Origin of the sequence: Mycolicibacter sinensis (assembly GCF_001673565.1) — a bacterium.
Taxonomy (GTDB): Bacteria; Actinomycetota; Actinomycetes; order Mycobacteriales; family Mycobacteriaceae; genus Mycobacterium; species Mycobacterium sinense_C.
In genome coordinates this window covers 128,732-146,535 of record NZ_LZMF01000037.1, presented here as the reverse complement: position 1 = coordinate 146,535, position 17,804 = coordinate 128,732, and the positions used below count along the sequence as shown (strand labels likewise).

Annotated in this window: 16 protein-coding genes; 10 read left to right on the top strand and 6 right to left on the bottom strand. The window is 69.7% G+C overall.

Annotation, left to right across the window (positions count from 1 at the left end; translation table 11 throughout):
* Positions 1-8: 8 nt before the first annotated feature.
* From fadD1 to A5648_RS06735, 3 genes are read left to right on the top strand one after another with little or no spacing between them, the layout of a single operon-like run.
* Positions 9-1,613: a fatty-acid--CoA ligase FadD1 gene (fadD1, locus tag A5648_RS06745; protein ID WP_065023786.1), complete on the top strand. Its 1,605-nt coding sequence runs from the start codon at positions 9-11 to the stop codon at positions 1,611-1,613.
* Complete coding sequence (locus A5648_RS06740) at positions 1,610-2,380, top strand: SDR family NAD(P)-dependent oxidoreductase (protein WP_207511610.1); 771 nt, start codon at positions 1,610-1,612, stop codon at positions 2,378-2,380. The genes fadD1 and A5648_RS06740 overlap by 4 nt, the downstream gene beginning before the upstream one ends.
* Before the next feature lie 4 nt (positions 2,381-2,384).
* Positions 2,385-3,410, top strand: coding sequence for a zinc-binding dehydrogenase (locus A5648_RS06735; RefSeq protein WP_065023785.1), 1,026 nt, complete (start codon positions 2,385-2,387; stop codon positions 3,408-3,410).
* Positions 3,411-3,538: 128 nt separating this feature from the next.
* On the opposite strand, the gene A5648_RS06730 is transcribed toward A5648_RS06735, so the two are convergent.
* Together A5648_RS06730 and A5648_RS06725 are read right to left on the bottom strand one after the other, a co-directional pair.
* Complete coding sequence (locus tag A5648_RS06730; protein ID WP_065023784.1) at positions 3,539-4,516, bottom strand: pirin family protein; 978 nt, start codon at positions 4,514-4,516, stop codon at positions 3,539-3,541.
* Between the two features lie 48 nt (positions 4,517-4,564).
* Positions 4,565-4,981, bottom strand: coding sequence for a WhiB family transcriptional regulator (locus A5648_RS06725; protein ID WP_065023783.1), 417 nt, complete (start codon positions 4,979-4,981; stop codon positions 4,565-4,567).
* A 153-nt stretch (positions 4,982-5,134) separates the two neighbouring features.
* Here A5648_RS06725 and A5648_RS06720 point away from each other — a divergent pair, with 153 nt between their 5' ends.
* From A5648_RS06720 to A5648_RS06690, 7 genes are all read left to right on the top strand, one after another.
* Positions 5,135-5,923, top strand: coding sequence for a helix-turn-helix domain-containing protein (locus tag A5648_RS06720; RefSeq protein WP_065023782.1), 789 nt, complete (start codon positions 5,135-5,137; stop codon positions 5,921-5,923).
* Entirely contained in the window at positions 5,920-6,750 is an 831-nt protein-coding gene (locus A5648_RS06715) for a C40 family peptidase (protein ID WP_065023781.1), read from the top strand. The genes A5648_RS06720 and A5648_RS06715 overlap by 4 nt, the downstream gene beginning before the upstream one ends.
* A gap of 123 nt (positions 6,751-6,873) precedes the next feature.
* Entirely contained in the window at positions 6,874-8,112 is a 1,239-nt protein-coding gene (locus A5648_RS06710; protein WP_082966345.1) for a DUF4226 domain-containing protein, read from the top strand.
* A gap of 15 nt (positions 8,113-8,127) precedes the next feature.
* Positions 8,128-8,442 (top strand): type VII secretion target, encoded by a 315-nt coding sequence (locus A5648_RS06705; RefSeq protein WP_065023780.1) that lies wholly within the window; start codon positions 8,128-8,130, stop codon positions 8,440-8,442.
* Positions 8,442-8,768: a DUF2694 family protein gene (locus A5648_RS06700; RefSeq protein WP_065023779.1), complete on the top strand. Its 327-nt coding sequence runs from the start codon at positions 8,442-8,444 to the stop codon at positions 8,766-8,768. Before A5648_RS06705 ends, A5648_RS06700 begins: the two co-directional genes overlap by 1 nt.
* A 405-nt stretch (positions 8,769-9,173) precedes the next feature.
* On the top strand, positions 9,174-10,733 hold the full coding sequence (locus A5648_RS06695) for a DUF5631 domain-containing protein (RefSeq protein ID WP_234787312.1): 1,560 nt from the start codon (positions 9,174-9,176) through the stop codon (positions 10,731-10,733).
* Positions 10,734-10,782: 49 nt separating this feature from the next.
* Positions 10,783-11,100, top strand: a complete 318-nt coding sequence (locus tag A5648_RS06690; RefSeq protein ID WP_065023777.1) for a DUF2710 family protein — start codon at positions 10,783-10,785, stop codon at positions 11,098-11,100.
* Positions 11,101-11,107: 7 nt separating this feature from the next.
* Here A5648_RS06690 and eccA read toward each other — a convergent pair whose 3' ends face one another.
* The 4 genes from eccA to eccD all read right to left on the bottom strand — a co-directional run bounded on the left by eccA (position 11,108) and on the right by eccD (position 17,802).
* Positions 11,108-12,907, bottom strand: a complete 1,800-nt coding sequence (eccA, locus tag A5648_RS06685) for a type VII secretion AAA-ATPase EccA (protein WP_065023776.1) — start codon at positions 12,905-12,907, stop codon at positions 11,108-11,110.
* A gap of 73 nt (positions 12,908-12,980) precedes the next feature.
* Positions 12,981-14,540 (bottom strand): type VII secretion protein EccE, encoded by a 1,560-nt coding sequence (eccE, locus tag A5648_RS06680; RefSeq protein WP_065023775.1) that lies wholly within the window; start codon positions 14,538-14,540, stop codon positions 12,981-12,983.
* Positions 14,537-16,240, bottom strand: coding sequence for a type VII secretion-associated serine protease mycosin (mycP, locus tag A5648_RS06675; protein ID WP_065023774.1), 1,704 nt, complete (start codon positions 16,238-16,240; stop codon positions 14,537-14,539). The genes eccE and mycP overlap by 4 nt, the downstream gene beginning before the upstream one ends.
* A complete protein-coding gene (gene eccD / locus A5648_RS06670; RefSeq protein WP_082966344.1) occupies positions 16,204-17,802 on the bottom strand; it encodes a type VII secretion integral membrane protein EccD in 1,599 nt (532 codons plus the stop codon). The genes mycP and eccD overlap by 37 nt, the downstream gene beginning before the upstream one ends.
* Positions 17,803-17,804: the final 2 nt, after the last annotated feature.

The following is a 17,804-nucleotide window of genomic DNA, read 5'->3' as shown; positions in this document are numbered from 1 at the left end:
AGGGCGCCATGGCCGAGACGATGCAGGAATTGCTTGCCGAACGCGCGGATGCCGACGGGCCGGCGGTGCTTTACAACGACGCCCGCGGCGGCCAGATCCGTTGGACCTGGCGCGAGTACGTCGCCCGCGCGTCCCGGCATGCCGCCGCGGTGCTCGCCCGCGCCGAGACCGCCCGGCCGATGCACGTCGGTGCGCTGTTGGGCAATACCCCGGCGATGCTCACCGCGGTGGCCGGCGCCGCGCTCGGCGGCTATGTGCTCTGCGGGGTCAACGACACCCGTCGCGGATCGGCGCTGGCCGCCGACCTGCGCACCGCCGACGTGCAGGTCCTGCTGGTCGACGCCGATCACCGGGCCCTGCTGCACGGCTTGGACCTGACCGGTGTCGTCGTCATCGATGTCGACGACCCGGGCTGGCGACAGATTTGCGACGGCGCCGGCGAACTGACCCCGCACCGGCGGGTCCAGGCAGCGGATCCGTTCATGTTGATCTTCACCTCTGGTACCAGCGGCGACCCGAAAGCGGTCCTGGTCAACCACCTGATGGTGCTGGTCGCCGGGCAGGCTTTGACCGAACGGTTCGGACTCGGACCCGATGACGTCGCCTACCTGTCCATGCCGCTGTTTCACTCCAACGCGATCGCCGCCGGCTTCGGGCCCGCGGTGGCCGCCGGCGCGGCGATGGCGCCGGCGAGGTTCTCCGCCTCCCGCTTTCTGGCCGATATTCGTTGCTACGGCGCCACTTACATGAATTATGTCGGTAAGCCGCTCGCCTACGTGTTGGCCCACCCCGAACAACCCGACGACGCCGACAACCCGCTGCGGGTCGCCTTCGGCAACGAAGCCTCCGAGCGCGACATCGGCGAATTCGCCCGGCGGTTCGGCGTCCAGGTGGTCGACGCGTTCGGCTCGACCGAGAACGCCGTCACCATCACCCGCGACGAGGGCACCCCGCCCGGTTCGGTGGGCCGGGGATTTCCCGGCGTGGCGATCTACCGCAGCGATCCGGTCGCCGAGTGCCCGCCCGCGGTCTTCGACGAGCACGGGAGGCTGGCCAACCCCGACGAGGCGATCGGAGAACTGGTCAACACCACTGGCGCCGGCTTCTTCTCGGGCTACTACAACAACGAACAGGCGACCTCCGAGCGGATGCGCGGCGGCATGTACTGGTCGGGCGACCTGGCCTACGCCGACGCCGACGGCTGGATCTATCTGGCCGGCCGCACCGCCGACTGGATGCGGGTCGACGGTGAAAATCTCGCCGCTGCGCCGATCGAACGCATCCTGATGCGGCACCCGGAGATCAACCAGGCCGCGGTATACGCGGTGCCCGACGGGAATGTCGGCGATCAGGTGATGGCCGCGCTGGTGCTGCGCGACGGCGCGGAGCTGACCGACACCGAATTCTCCGATTTTCTTGCTGCCCAAGAGGATCTGTCACCCAAAGCCTGGCCCCGCTATGTCCGGGTAGCCGCGGCACTGCCCGCCACGGCGACCAACAAGATCCTCAAACGCGTACTGGTGGCCGAGGGCACCGAGGTCGGCGCGGACAGCTTATGGGTACGCCCGGATCGGCAACGCGCCTACGGCACGACGGCAGGAGGCAGGCGATGACCCAACCGGTCGCCCTGATCGTGGGCGGTGCCTCCGGCATCGGCCTGGCCACCGCGCACGCCCTGGCCGCGCGCGGCGATCACGTGGTGATCGCCGACCTCAATGCCGAAGCAGCACAACAACGGGCGGCTGAATTCGGCGACTCGGCCAGCGCCGTGGCCGCCGACGTGACCGACGAAGACAGCGTCGCCGCGGCCTTCGCGGCCGCCGGCGCGGCCGGACCGCTGCGCACCGTGGTCAGCTGCGCGGGAATGTCGGTCATCGGCGCCATCCCCGACATCGAGCTGGCCGGCTGGCAGGCCACCATCGACGTCTGCCTGACCGGCACCATGCTGGTGATCAAGCACGCGGCCCGGGGCCTGCAAGACGGCGGCAGCATCGTCGCGATCTCCTCGTTGAACGGCCGGCAGCCCGGGACCGCGATGGCCGCCTACTGCAGCGCCAAGGCCGGGGTCAACATGCTGGTCGAAGTGGCCGCCCTGGAATTGGCCGCCCGCGGCATCCGGGTGAACGCGGTCTCCCCCGGCCTGGTCGACACTCCCCTGGTCGCCGGGCTGGCGATGGTGCCCGGCCTGACCGACGAATACCTCGAGAACACCCCGCTCGGGCGGGCCGGCGTCCCCGACGACATCGCCGACGCCGTGGAGTTCTTGACCTCACCGCGTGCGGCGTGGATCACCGGGTCCGCCTTCGACATCAACGGCGGCGCCCACCTCAAGCGCTACCCCGACGTGCTCGGCAAAGTGCAAGCGCTAACTGAAGGATGAACGTATGCGCAGTGTGGTAATCGACGCACCCGGATCGATCCGGATCGACACCCGCCCCGACGCGGTGCTGCCCGGCGCCGACGGAGCCGTGGTCGCGGTGACAGCGACCGCGATCTGCGGCTCGGATCTGCACTTCTACGAGGCCGACTTTCCCATCGTCGACCCGGTGCCGCTGGGCCACGAAGCGATCGGCACCGTCGTCGAGACCGGCCCCGAGGTGGCTTCGGTGCGCGTCGGCGACCGGGTGATGGTGTCGTCGGTGGCCGGCTGCGGGCACTGCGGCGGGTGTGCCACCCGCGACCCGATCCGCTGCCACTCCGGCCCGCTGATCTTCGGATCGGGCGCCCTGGGCGGGGCGCAATCGGAGCTACTTGCCGTGCCGGGGGCGGACTTTCAGCTCGCCCGCATCCCCGACGGGCTGTGCGACGAGGAAGCCCTGCTGCTGACCGACAACCTCGCCACCGGGTGGGCGGCAGCGTTGCGCGCCGACATTCCGGTCGGCGGGACCGTGGCCGTGATCGGGCTGGGGGCGGTCGGGCTGTGCGCGGCGCGAAGCGCGCTATTCCTCGGCGCGGCAACGGTTCTCGGCATCGACCCGGTGGCGCGGCGCCGCGAGCGGGTGGTGGCCATGGGGATCACCCCTGCGGAGCCGTCGGCAACGACCGCGGCGATGGAGCTGACCGGTGGGCTCGGCGTGGACGCGGTCATCGATGCCGTCGGTTCCGATGTGACGATGTCGGATGCACTCACCGCGGTCCGGGCCGGGGGAACGGTGTCGGTGGTGGGAGTGCATGACCTGCAGCCGTTTCCGTTCCCGGCGTTGCCGGCGCTGGTGCGCAGCATCACGTTGCGGATGACCACCGCCCCGGTGCAGCAGACCTGGCCGCAACTGATTCCGCTGCTGCAGTCCGGCCGGCTGTCGGTCGACGGGATCTTCACCACCGAGATGCCGCTGGATGCCGCGGCCGACGCCTACCGGGCTGTCGCCGCCCGATCTGGCGATGTGGTGAAAGTGCTGCTCACGCCGTAGCGATTAGCCCCGTAGCTGTCGCCGGTGTCCAGGGCGAGGATGTGGCTGACCAAACGGTCTTCCTCAGGCCGCTCTAGCCGCCGGGTTGATTCGGCGGTCCAGCTTCGCCTCTCCTTCCACGAGCCTCGCTAGCCGCCGCCTGCCCGCCGCGGCCGCAGCCGCACCGGGGGCAGGGGCGGTGCCGGCAGCCGGTCCAGCCGGCCTTGGTAGCCGACGACCGCGCCGAAGCGCTCGTCGTTGTCCTGCCACTGCCGTCGATACTCGACGATTTCCTCGTGGCTGCGGCCGATGAAGTTCCACCACAGCACCAGTTCCTCGCCGAACGGAACTCCGCCCAGCACCAGCACCCGGGCGGGGGAGTCGCCGGCGTTGCGCAGTGGCAGCACGGTGCGGCCCGGGCCCTGATAGGCCACTTCGCCGACGCCCAGAGCGGCCCCGCCCAGAACCACGGCGCCGCGGTCACACAGCACGCCGTGCTCGAAGGCCGCATCGACGTCAAGCGCGAGTTCGCTGCGGGGATCCAGATCGACTTGGGCGCCGAGCAGGGGAGTGAAGGACGGGACGGGGGAGCGGTGCCCGGCCAGCTCGCCGAGGAACACCAGCGCTGTGCCGCCGGGCAGCGAAACCGGTTCCGGGGCGAAGTGGTTGAAGGCGCGCGCGGTATGACGCGCGGAGTCCGGTAGCGCCACCCACAGCTGCACGCCGCGCAGGATCGGCGCCGTCTCGGAATCGACGGAGACCTCGGAGTGGCAGATGCCCGCGCCCGCGGTCATCAGGTTCAGTTCGCCGGGCCGTACCAGGGCGTGCACGCCGGCGCTATCGCGGTGTTCGACCAGTCCGCTGAACAGCCAGGTCGCCGTCTGCAGACCGGTGTGCGGGTGCGGCGGCACATCCATGCCGCCGTCGCGGCCGAGGTCCTGCGGCCCGTAGTGGTCGATGAAACACCAAGCGCCGATCAGCGAGCGTTCCCGCCGCGGCAATGTGCGGCGCACCCGCATGGCCCGCGGCCCGCCCAGGGGCACCTCCCGCGGGTGCAGCACCTCAATGCCATCGGCAGGCCCTGCGGCACAGGCGAATTCGGGCGAACGAATCTCCAGGTTGCTCAACCGCCCACCTCCGCGCCGGGTACCAAGCCGCGCCGGTGACACTACCGGTCATGCCGCGGACGGGGAGCCGATCCGGCCGGAGGGCAGGTGAAACACCGCGGCTGCCACCGGCAGCTGCTCTCGTTCGTGGTTGGCCAGCAACGCCTGGTTCTCGGGCAGCTCGCGGGTGTTGATCTCACCGGCGGCGATGGCCCGTAGGACCGCGTGGGCGCGGGCGAGTTCCGCGCGCTTGCGATACTGGCCACCGGGGAGTTTCACGCCCGCCCACACCCCGTACTCCTCGCTGCGTTCGACGGCGAGGGCGGCGCACCGGCGCTGCTGGGCCAGCGGGCAGCGGCGCAGGCACAGCAGCCGCGCCTCGGTCGAGGACTGTTCATAGGCGCGGGCCTTGGCGGCCCCGTCGGCCCCGTCGGCGTCGGGGTAGCCGAACCACAGTTCTGGGTTCACGGAGCAGGGGAGTGGCATCGGGAGGACCTCCTGGGTGAGAACCGATCGGATAACGTAGATGGAAACGTATACGAACCGGGCCGAGAATCGCAACAGAAAGGGGATAAAAACATATATGTAAGTAGCGAGCGGCCAGCCTGTGTAGTATCCGGACATGGTCGGGGCGCGACGGTGAGCCGCGAGTCAGCGGGCGCGGCCATTCGGGCGCTGCGCGAGGCACGGGACTGGTCGCTGGCCGACCTCGCCGCGGCCACCGGCGTCAGCATCATGGGCTTGAGCTACCTGGAGCGCGGCGCCCGCAAACCCCACAAAGGCACAGTTCAGAAGGTTGAAAACGGCCTCGGTCTGCCGCCGGGTACTTATTCTCGGCTCCTGGTAGCCGACGATGCCGACGCCGAACTGGCTCAGCTGATGCCCGCGAGCGGCCCGGGAGTATCGCCGGCGCCGCCCGCCGGCGCCGTCGTCGTCGACCGCCACAGCGACGCCGAAGTGCTCGAGGGCTACGCCGAGGCGCAGCTCGATGCGTTGCGTTCGGTGATCGCGAGATTGCCGTCGGAAGCGTCAGACGAATACGAGACGTATATTCTTTCCGTGATCACGCAGTGCGTGAAGGCGGAGATGTTAGCGGCCAGCTCCTGGCGGGTCGCAGTCAACGCGGGCGGGGACCACGCCGCCCGGCTGATGGCCCACCTGCAGGCGCTGGAGGCCACTCGGGCCGACCTGCTGCAGCGCATGCCCGCCAGCTTGACCGCTCGGTTCGACGATGCGTGCGCGCGGTCGTCATTGCCCGAGCCGGTGATCGCCGCATTGCTCGGTGTCAGCGTCGAGGAGATGTGGGACATCCGCAACAGGGGAGTGATCCCGGCGGGGGCGCTGGCCCGGGTGCGCGCGTTCGCCGACGGGGCCTCGGACGCGGCCTCAGCGAGTTCAGTGGCTGCCGATGGAGGGAGGCAACGATGACCGACGGTGAGGTGGAGGTGCTGACCCGCGCCTACCGGTTGTTCGCGGCCCGACCGCAGCCCGTGTCCTTGGATGCCGGGCTCGATCGTTACGTCGACCTGCTCGACCGGACCACGCATCCGGGTACCGCACCGGGCCACGATCGTTACCGGCAGGCGGTGCTCGCTCAGCGGGATCGGTTGCTGGCGAACGCCCACACTGATGCCGCCGCAACGGCTGTGCTTGCCGCCGCGGTCGCCGAGCATGCCCGGGCCGGCCAGCAGACCAAGGGCGTCGTCGCGGCGGCCCGCGCCGACGCTGCCGTCGTGCATGACACCCCGCTGGCACAGCGGGAGGCGATGCGCCGGCGAGCGGCTCGGTTGCGAGCCCAGCGGACCCACGTGCTGGCGGCCCGGCACCGTGCCCAGATACATCGAGCGGGGTTGCGACGACTCCGCTACCGGTCCCGGCGCCGGGCGCCGAGCTTGGATCGGCTGCGGCTACCCAATACTCGCGCCGGACTGGCGGTTCGTGCGGCGCTGTCCAGGCTCGGGAAGCCCTACGTCTGGGGCGCCACCGGCCCGGACCGATTCGACTGCTCGGGGCTGACTCAGTGGGCCTATCACCAGGCCGGAGTGCGGCTTTCGCGCACCACCTACACCCAGATTCACGACGGAATCCCAGTGCCGCGTTCCCAAATTCGTCCCGGCGACCTGGTATTCCCCAGCGCCGGCCACGTCCAGCTTGCGATCGGCGGCAACATGGTGGTCGAAGCCCCGCACGCCGGGGCCACCGTCCAGATCAGCCCGCTGGGCGCCCAGGTGGCTATCCGGCGCCCGGTACCGTGATCGGCCTGTTCACAGCTGGTCGGCGAGTGAATTGTCGGCCGGTCAGGACATCGGTACAGTCACCGGCCATGAAGTGGTCAGCGCCTGAACAGCGTTACAGCGCACCGGCGTTGGGCTGAGGGCATGACGTCCCTGCCCCTGCCGGAAGCGGGTTACGACCGCATCCTGAACGGGCCGCGATCAGTTCAGCCGAGCCCGGGCGAGGAGCAGCAAGGTCGTGCGGCGCAAGCGATGAAGTCTGCTGAAGCCGCACTGGCGCAACAGTTGTCGTCGACTGCGGAGTTCGACCGGCAGATCATCGAAGCGCTGCGGCACGCACACAAGACCACCGATGAGGGCCGCCGCCGCCTGGACAACCTGGAGGCGGAGATCGTAGGTGCCGCACAAGGCTGGGATCTGGGCACCGCTGCGGGGGCGCGCGAGTTTCAGCGGTTCCTGATCGCCAAACTCGCCGAGATCGTCAGAGTGGTCGAAGAGGCCAACGACGACGACACCTCCAAACGGGCGTTGGCCGCCGCGTTGACCGCTCTGTATGCCACACCGGCCGATCGTGACACCGCCGCACCGGCCGAAAAGCAGTCCGAACCTCCCGACGATCCGGCGTCTCCATCGCTCGCGGCGACAGACGGTGAGGAGGCCTACCTCGATCCGCTGCCGGACGACGAGCCGGAGGCAAGTTATTCGCTGTCGCCCCAGCGGCCGCCGGAGGCACCCGCCCTGCCGATGGTCCCCGGTCTCGGCGGCGAGGGCCCGGGGTTCGGTGCGATGCCGGCCGCCATGCCGGCCGGGTTTCCATCGGCAGGCCTGCTGCCCGGACCGGAGGGCGGCGATGCAGCCGCCGGCGACGAGTCAGAACCAGCGGAGACGACTCCGGCAGACGCCGTCTTCGACGACGACAAGGCCGAGGCGGACGCGCCGCCGGAGACCGGGGACGACAAGAGTCTGGTCACCGTGACGTTGCCCGACGGCGCGACGACCACCGTCACCGATCCGCGACTCGCTGCAGCGATGCAGGCCGCCGCCGATGGGACGCCGGTAGCGGAGGCGTTCCGCCGCCAAGGGATTGACATTCCCCCGCCAGGCATTCCGGTGACGGCGCCGGTCGACCAGGCCAGCCTGCGGCCCGGTGACATCGGCGTCTTCACCGACCGTCATGCGGTGGCCGTCGGCGACGGCAAGGCATTGCTCGACGGACAGGTTCACCTCGCCGGCAATCTGCGCGGTCCCGGATTCCTGGGCTGGCAGCATCTGCGAATCGCGGAGTCCGCCCCGACGGGTGAACCGGCTCCGACCCGGCCGGCGGGACTTCTGCGAGGTCCCATGAGCTTGAAAATTCGCGTTTCACCGGTCATCGTCGACTAGCCAGGGAGGTAACAGATGTCAGAGAAGATCCACGTCGACCAGGACGTTCTGACCAACGCTGCCGGAAACCACCAGCAGGCGTCGGATTACCTGGCCACCGCAGCGGCATCCCACGAGGCAATTCAGACCACGTTGACTGCGCTCGGGCCGATCTACGGCGATTTTCGTCGCGCGGCCGGCGCGTTGCTCGACGCCCGCAAGAACTGCTACGACGATCAGTCGAGCGAACATGCGGAGATGTCAAACAATCTGAACCTGGCCGTGGCAACGTGGAACAAGCATGAAGACGACGCGGCCAAAGCCTTCCGGCACCTCCCCGATGGGCGCTGATGACTGAACCGAATCCGGCGTTCGACACCACCCATCCCAGCGGTGACGTGATGTTCCGGTCCTGTCGCGGCGGCTATTTGCACAGTGTGGTGCTGAGCGAGGCGGCCATGTCAGCCGACGCGCAACGGCTGGCGGAGGCGGTCGTCTTGGCGGCGGACGTGTCGTTTCTCAAGGCCGCGTTGGAGATCCGCGGCGAGATCGTCAGCACCGGCCACGTTCCCTCGGCGGCGGTGCCGACCCACGAAGACCTCCGAGTGGCCACCGAGCGCCTGCTGAGCCACCAGCTGCACGCCGGCCACCAGTCCGGTGACGGCGTCAGGCGTTAAACCACCCAGCGCCCGGCGGCGTCGGCCCGGGGTGTGAAGTCAGCGGGAGGATCAACCAACATGTCGCCGAACAGGTTTCGAGCACGGGCCAGTAGGGCGAGCACTTCGTTCAGCTGTGCTGCACACCCGGTTGCGGGGGACCCGACGTCGGCCATGGTTTGCACGCTACCGACCTGCTGTGGGGCTGACAATTCACGGCGCGCAGCGGGTGTGGATGACCGGCTGAGGCTGTGGCGCGGCGGGTTCGGCGGAGGCGAAATTCCGGCGGGGCCCCAAAGACGGCAACGGTAGGCTTGCGCGGTGGCAATCTTCGGTCGACGGTCGGCGCGCCAGCGCCTCCGGAACGCGGCCCGGGAATCACTCGCGATCCCGGCCTTCAGCGCTCCGGTCGACTGTAGTGCCTGGGTGCTAGGCGGCCTGTGGCCGGCAGAACTGGCGACGATCACCCCAGCGACGGCCCCACTCGCGGACTACCTGAACGCGGATCTGCGGCGCATCGCGAATTCGGCGAACGAGAAGCTCCATGCGATCGGCCGATCCGGTCTTGCCGGGCAGGCGCGACAGACCGCGGAGGCCAGGGTCATCAACGTCGCCAGGGCGTTCGCGGTCCTGCGGGTGGAGTCGACGGTCCGGCAACTCCACAAGGAAGCCCTGGAGATCCGCACCGAATATGTCAGTCTGAATGCGGCCCCGGTGCCCGTCGAGGTCCGCGAGCAGACTCCGCCCGCCCCTCCGAGTCCGCCGCGCCCGCCCGAACCCGAGCAGGTCCGTCCGCCCGAGCCTTCCCTGGCCAGCGGCAACCGGCGCAGGGGAAGGGCCCGCCATCGGCTTCCCGAGCCGGTCATCGCCGAGCCGCCCCGGAATCCCGCGCCGCCGCCACCGGTCGAAGTGGCCCCGCCGCCGGCCCCGGTTGAAGTGGCCCCGCCGCCACCGCCGGTTCCTGCGGTCGGCGAGGTGTTCGACGCGGTGGATCAGGATCGGCCCGACCTGCCGTTCGGGGCGGGTCCGCTGGTCATCGACAGCGTCGAGGAGGAATCGCCGACCACCGCATTCCCGGCGGAACCGGTTGTACCGCTGGCCGAGGCGCAGGAGGACCTGACCGCCGTCATTCCCGCGGCCCCCGAGCTGGCACCGATCCCCGAACCGACTCCGGCCCCCGAACCGCCTCCGGCCCCCGAACCGCGTCCGGTCCCCGAACCGGCATCGGCTCTCGAACAGCCCTCGGTCGCCGAACCGGCACCGGTCCCGGCGTCAGCACCGCCACCCGTGCCGCCGCCGCCCGCCGAACCCGCCCCGACGCCCCCCGCCCAACCTGCGGTCGCCGAGTCCAGCGAACAGCGCTTGCAACGCCTGCTGGCCTTCGTGGCCCGTCAGGAACCCGCGCTGCGCTGGGCCATCGGCACCTTCGCCGACGGAAGAACGCTGCTGGTCACCGATATCGCTGACGGGTGGATCCCGTCCGGGATCGAGCTACCGGCCGGCGTGCAGCTGCTGGAGCCGGGCCGGCGGTCCGGGACGGCCACCGCGATGCTGGGCACCCCGACCGAGTCGGCCTCCTACCATCCCGGCGACCGTCTCGGCTGGGCAAGTGACTTCGGTGAGACGGACGCTTCGGTGCAGCCCCGCGAGCTGGCGCCTATCGCCGATCTCGGCTGGCAGCTCAGCGAGGCCACCCACTGGCGTGACGGGCTGCCCCGGATGGCCAACACGCTGGCGAAGGCCGGGTCCGCCGGAACCGGTGTGGCCGACGCCGAAATCGACTTGCTGCGGGTACATCTGGACACCATGCGCTACCAACTGTTGGCGCAGTATCCCGACACCGATACTGCCGTGGTGCTGAACTGCATGCTGCTGGCCGCCACCGAAGGCGTTGCGACGGGTGACGCGGTGTCGGCGAACTACCACTACAGCTGGTTCCGGACCCTCAGTGCGCCGCCAGCCAGCCAGTGGGATCCGCAGACCTGATCGCGATGATGAATTGACGCTACTCACACCGGCTCGACATACTTAGCCAATGTCGGGGCCGGACAGCCGCGCGGAACTCAGCGACAAGGACCTCGTTGAGGCCGTCCTGCGGGATCTTCGTGAGGCTGCGGAGAAATGGGAAGCCCTGGTCGCCGAGGCCGAGAACACCACCTACAGCGTCGATCTCGGAGATGTCCGCGCCGTCGCGAACTCCGACGGCCGACTGCTGGAATTGACGCTGCACCCCTGCGTGGTGAGCGATTACACCTACAGCGAACTGGCGGATCGGCTCAATGTCGTCTTCACCGCGCTGCGTGAAGAGGCCGAGTCCGACTTCGCCGCCAGATACGGCAGCAGCCCGGTCTGAGCGTGGGTTACCAGCTGACCGCGGCCATCTCGCGTTTGGTGTCGCACACGGCACGCACCGCGGCGTCGATGTCGACGGCGGTAATCGTCTTGAGGTCATCGATCGTCACCGGATGGCCGGCGCGCTTCTGGGCCGCCACCCGGGTGTCGCGGGCCAGTTCGGCTTCCTCGATCACGTTGCGGGCGAATCGGCCGTTGTGCATGATGTTGATGCCGTGCTCGCCGCGCGGGCTGACGTAGGCGCGGATCGTGGTCACCATCTCCAGGAACCGCTGTCGCGCCTCCGCATTCAGCTCGGTGGCCCGGCTGGATCCGTACCGCTCACCGATCTCGACGATCTCTTCCGGGGAGTAGGACTCGAACCGGATCTTGCGGTTGAAGCGGCTCGCCAGGCCGGGGTTGACGGTAAGGAACTCGTCGACCTGATCCTCGTAGCCGGCGGCCAGGAAGCAGAAGTCGAAGCGGTGCTTCTCCAGCGCGATCAGCAGCTGGTTGACGGCCTCCATGCCGATCATGTCCGGCGTCCCGTCCTGGTGGCGTTCCACCAAAGAATAGAACTCGTCCATGAAAAGGATGCCGCCCAAGGCCTTTTCGATCAACTCGTTGGTCTTCGGACCTGACGAGCCGATGTGTTCACCGCAGAAGTCGGAACGCCGCACCTCGGTGATCTCCGGATTGCGGACGATGCCCATTCCCGCGTAGATCTTGCCCAGCGCCTCGGCGGTGGTGGTCTTACCGGTGCCGGGCGGGCCGACCAGCAGCATGTGGTTGGTTTGGCCCTCCACTGGCAGACCGTGTTCCAGACGCATGGCCCGGATTTCGAGTTGATCCTCCAGGGCCTTCACCGCCCGTTTCACCTCGGCCAGCCCGACCTGCTTCTCCAGCTCGGCGCGGCCCTGCGCCAGCAGCTCGGCGCGGCGGTCCAGCGCATTGTCTTCGTCGAGTTCTGCCCGGCTTTTCGCCGAGTCGGCATCCCAGCGATCGGCGCGGCTGTCGATGATCTGCTCCTCGGTGACCACCAGGCGCAGATTCGGCTCGGCGAGTGCGGCTTTGGCCGGTTCGGTCAGCACACCGTTGATGGCGGCCTTGGACAACCAGACCTGGGCCTTGTCCTCCTCGCCGAGCTGACGGTGCACCATCCCACGGACGTAGGCCAGATCCGCTGCCAGCAAAGGGATCTCACTGGGGTTGATCGACGCGGTCAAGACGCCGGCGGAGAACCGTTCCGAGGAGCGGGCCTGCCCGGCGATGTCGACGCGATCCAGCCAGTCCAACGCCACCCGGCCCTGCCCGAGATGCGCTGCCGCGTAAGCGGCGAGCGCGCAGACCGACGCGGTTACCGCGGGCATGACGATCGCCCGTTCGGGCAGCTCCTCGGCGGCGACGGTCAGCAGATCCGGCCACCGCTGCGTGACGAACATCAGATAGGCACGGGCCAGCTGGTGCCACTGGTGGTTGATCCAGCTGTCCAGCAGACCTCGATCGGCCAGCAGTGTGTCGGCGCGTTCGTATTCGCCGGCCACCGTCAGGGCCGACGCCAGGGCCAGCCCCACGTGCGAGGCGTCGGTGACCGTGATCGACAGGTACGGGCCCAACGGAATCTGGGCGGCCAGGTGGCGGCCCAGCCGGGTGGTCTCCTTGTGCAGCCAGTCGCTGTTGGAGTAGAGCCGCTTGAGCGTGTCGAGAGCGGTGTCACCGCAGGCGATGCGGCCCAGCCAGGCGTCGGCCATGGAAGGATCGGCTTCGGTCGCCGCCACGAACTCGGTGCGCGCTTCGGGGGAGCCGTACCGTCCGTCCATGCTCGCCATGGCTCGGTCGAAGTGCCGACGGGCCGCCAGCAAGTCACTCAATGTCTGTCGTCCTCTGTCGCATGTACGGGGGTCATCGTGACGGCATCGGCGCCAGCGCCTCCGGGCTGCAGTACCGGTTTTCCGCCCGGAACAACTCCACCGTAGCCAGCCACGATTTTCCGCCGGCGGCAACCCGTACCGCGGTCCGGTCGATCTGCTCGATACACACCTCGACGGCGTCCGGCGGCGGCGGGGGCGTACCGGGCGGCGCGACGGTGATGACGGTGGCCGGACGCGGTGACGGGGCGATTGGTCCGTCGACCACGCTGACCGTGCTGCGCGGCGTCGGCCTCGACTCGCCGACCACCGACACTTCGGGCATCCGGACGCTGGCCCAGCGCGCCTTGTCGCCGGTGTGCACACACACCCGTTCGCCGGCGCCGGCGGCACGGATGATGATCCGTTTCGCGATCAGGTCCTCGGCGGCGATGAACACCCGGCTCAGCTCGCCCGAGTCGGTCAGCGGAACCATCAGCCGATCGCCGTTGGCCAGCTTTCCGATCAGGACGCCCGACGGGCCGATCTCGACGGGCAGGGTATCGGGCAGCGGCCCCGGCCGCAGTCCACGCAGCCGCGGGCGGGGAGCGCACATGTTGGCCTCCACGGCGGCGGCCTGCTCGCCGTTGAGCCGCCGCAACACCACCGCCGGAGGGGTCGGCGCTGGCTGCGGGGTCTGCAGAGTGACGGTGGCTGTACACGTCGCATCGGGGAAAACCGTGATGTTCTGGACCACCTCGTCGACGGGCAGGGTCCACACCTGGGCCAGCAGCTGGGCGTTGATCTCGTGGGCCGGGTAGGCGTAGGTGGTCACCCAGCCACCTTCGGTGCGCAGCGTCTTCCACCGCTCGGCGTCGGCCAGCAGCAAAGCGCCGCCCAGCCGCCGGTCCAGTTCCACCAGATCACTGGCGGTGGCGACCCGCGCGCGCAGGCCTTCGCACCGCAGCAAGCCGGCGATCCGCTGGGCGACGGCGACCGCGGTTGCGCCCAGGGTGGTGCGCCAACGCAGTGCGGCGGTGTTGTCGATGACCCGCAACCGCAGCAGCAGCCAGGTCTCGCGTTGGCCGGCGTAGGGCGGGGTGCCGATCTCGGTGTCGTAGACCCGGGGATAGTCGCCGGTGGTGGCGCGGCGTGCTCCGATGCTGATCACACTCATCGAATCCAGCGTCAGCCCGAGCGCATGCCGCAGCATCGGCAGCAGGGCGGTGACGTCGATGACGTTGTCGGTCTCCACGTTCACCGATCCGGTGGCGACGGTGGCGGCATGTGCCCTGCCCAGCAGGTGCACCGCCACCACCGCCACGCCGTCGGCGATGCGGACCCCGCCGCCGGCGCGGTTGTTGGCCACCGTGATCGGTTCGGCCCAGCCGGTCGTCGCCCGTCGCCGAAGTCGCAGTGCGGCCCACGACCATGCCGGCTGGCCCCACCAGGGCACCAGCACCAGCAGTACCGCCAGCGTCACAGCAATCGCGACACCGATCAGACCGCCCAGCGCCCACCCCGCCAACCCGAACAGTGCGATTGCCCCGGCGCTGAGCAGCCGCCGGTTGCTCGAGGCGCTGAACCCGGTCAGCCGGACCCGGTCCTGACTCACTTGAGGGACCTTCGGATCCGCGCGGTGACGGCGGCGGTCAGCACCGCGACGGCGATCGCGCCGAGGAATCCAAGGGCGACGGTCCGGGCGCGATGGTCCGGCGGTGGTGGCGGTGCCGCCGGGGTGATGACGCGGCTCTGCGATCCCGGTGCCACCGGCTCACCCGGCGGCACGTTGAACGTCAGCGCCGCCACCGGGTCAACCAGCCCGTAGCCCACCCGGTTGTCCACCCCGGCGGGCGGGTTGTGCGCGGTCTGCACGATCCGGTTGATCACCTGGTGGGCGGTGAGCTGGGGATATTTGGCCCGAACCAAAGCGGCAACCCCACTGACGTAGGCCGCGGAGAAGCTGGTTCCCCAGAACGGCATGTTCTTCTCGCCGACCCGGACCGGCGGATAGGCGTTGACCGGTCCGCCGCCCTGCGGGGACAGCCCCATGACGTGGGTGGCGGGCGCGGCCACCCCCACCCAGGGCCCGGACATGCTCTTGTCGATCGGCGCCCCGGTGGCGTCCACGCCGCCGACGGACAAGACGTAGTCGGAGAACCACGACGGGCTGGAGATCACCTTGACCTGGTTCCAGTCCCGGGGATCGCCGGGGTTGAGCGGGTCGAACATCGGGTTGTTGGCGCAGCCGGCTTCGCCGACGTTGCCGGCGGCGGTGACGATCACCGCGTCCTTGACGGTCGACGCGTACCACAGCGCGGCCCCCAGGGCCCGCTGGTCGAGCGCGGCCGCCACCTGCACGCACGAGGTCACCGAGATGTTGATGACCTTGGCGCCCATGTCGGCCGCGTGAACGACGGCGCGGGCCAGCGTGGCCAGCGTGCCGGCCTTGATCCGCTCGTCGTCGTAGCCGAACCGCTGCGGATTGACCGGCTCAAAGGCCCGGGAGGACTGGCGGATCGAGATGATCGTCGCGTGCGGAGCGACCCCGACGACGCCGTCCGGGGCGCCCGGCGGGGGCGGCGGGACGGCGGGTTCGTCCTCGGTCTGCGGGTCCGGCGGTCCCGAGGCCGGTGCCATGGCGCCCTCTTCCGGCGGGGGTGGCGGTGGCGGAGGCGGAGGCGGCGCGGTCTGGGTGATGGTCACTGGAACCGGTGCCGGGGGAGGCGCCGGTGGCCCGGGAATGTCAGCGGGCGGCGGTGGTTCGCCGATGCTCGGCGGCGGGCCGGCCGGTGGCGGGAAGGCGGGAACCTCGGGCATCGGGCGGGGCATCGGCAATACGCCCAGCGGGGCCGCAGCGATGATCGAGGCGGCGATCGTGCCGTGGGCATCGCAGTCCTGCAAGCCGTGTAGGCCCTCGGCGCCACCCATGATGTAGTCGCCGCCGGCAACCGCCGGCAACCGCGGATTCGGGGTGACCCCGGTATCGATGACCGCCACCGGTACGCCGTGGCCTGTGGAGTACTGCCAGGCCGCGGCGATGCCGAGCATGTCGAATCCGGGCGCGAGCTGCGCCACGTCGGGGTTGCTGACCGTGATCGGGACGCTGCAGGAGTTCGAGCGCCGCATCGGCTGATCGGGACCGGGCGGCCCGTCGGGCGGCGCCATCGCAGGATCGACCGACGGTGGCTCGATCGCCCGGGCCAAGGGCGGGACGTCGGCGAGCCCCGCCAGCAGTACCACGGCGGTCAGCGCGACGGCCCGGGTGCGCAGCCGACTCAGTTGCGCACCCACACGAACAGTCCTCCCAGCCATGCGCCGAGCACCCCCACCACGATGAACGCCAGCACTTCCAGCCATTCGACGGCCAACCGGATCCACGGGACGAACTTCGTCTCGGGAACCAGCAGGCCCGCGGCCAGGCCCAGCCCGGCGAAGACCGCCACGGCCGCGGCCGGCCAAAGGAAACCGCCCGCGCTGTAACCGGGGGCCGCCAGTGCGTATTTGGTGATCCCGACGAGCACCGCAGCGCATGCCCCGCCGACCAGGGCGATCGCCTGCACCCGGCCGGCGAACCCGCGTCCCTGGGTGATGAACAACCCGGCCACCAGCCCGCACAGTGCCACCGCGCCGCGCTGGTGGGTCGAGCCCGGCGCCAGCACCATCCACACCGCGATCGGCAGCGCCACCGCGATCGCCACGCACATACCGACCTGGACCGCGTTGATCAGCCGCGCCGACGCCGCGATCGCTGCCCCCCGCGCCGAGATGTCGACCAGGTCGTCCTCGTCGTCCTCGCCGTCCTCGGGGGCGACCGGGGAGACGGTGTCGATCGGCATATTGGCGCGGCGGGCGAACAGATCCCGCCCGGTGATCGATCCGAAGTACGGTGGCCGCACCCGGGCCACCCACAGGGCGATCGTCGGGGACATGCGCACCAGCATCAGCAGGCCGAGCAGCATGCAGATGCCGATCACCGGGGCGGACACCGGATGCCACATCCGCGCCGCGGCAACCGCCCCGCCGATTCCGCTGGCGGTGACGACCGCGGTGGCCACCGCGGTCTGCGACCGCAGCAGGACGCTGAGCGCGACCGCGCCCATGGCCAGGACCGTCACGCCGATCAGCAGATGCGGCGCCCCCAACGGCCCGGGCGCCGCGCACAGCGCCGCACCGGACAGCGCGATCACCGCCAGCCAACCGAATCCGCTGAACAGATCGGCACGCGCGGGCCAGTTCCGGCGGACCACCGTGGCACCGAGCGTCAGCAGTCCGCCCAGGCCGGCCAAAACTGCTGCGGGCGGCCAACTGTCGCTGAACGTGCGGGCGCGCACCGCCAGCGCGAAGAGCACAACGACCGCCATCGCCAGCAGGCCGATCGCGGTGTGCGCCGCGGTCACCGCGGTGATCGGGGCGAACATCCGATCAACCTTGACGTTGAGCAACCGGGTGACAGTCTGTTCGTCGGCCTTGTGTCCGCATTCGGCGCACTGGATCTCGGGTTGGGTACCCAGTCGGCGGGCCGTGGCGGCCAACGCACTCGACAGCGACTCGTATTGCGGTTCGAACGAGTCACCGCCGACCACCGGCACCAGAACCAGGGTGTCGCCGTCCTGTACGCCGAGGTCATCGAGGCTGCGGGTGATGTCCAGTCGCACCCCGTTGACTTTATGGAGTTCGTAACTCCCGGGCGGAAGGGCGACGCCGTCAAAGCCGTGGTGCTTCAAATCCTCGTCGAGTAGTTCGACCATTCCCTCGAAGAATTCCTCGACCGGAATTCCGGCCGGGAAGACTTGCGATACGAGGTGCTTGTCGTAAGCGAGGCTGACCGCGCAGCGTGCCGGAAATGCGACTTTAGCCGGCGTCGGGGTGGTCACCG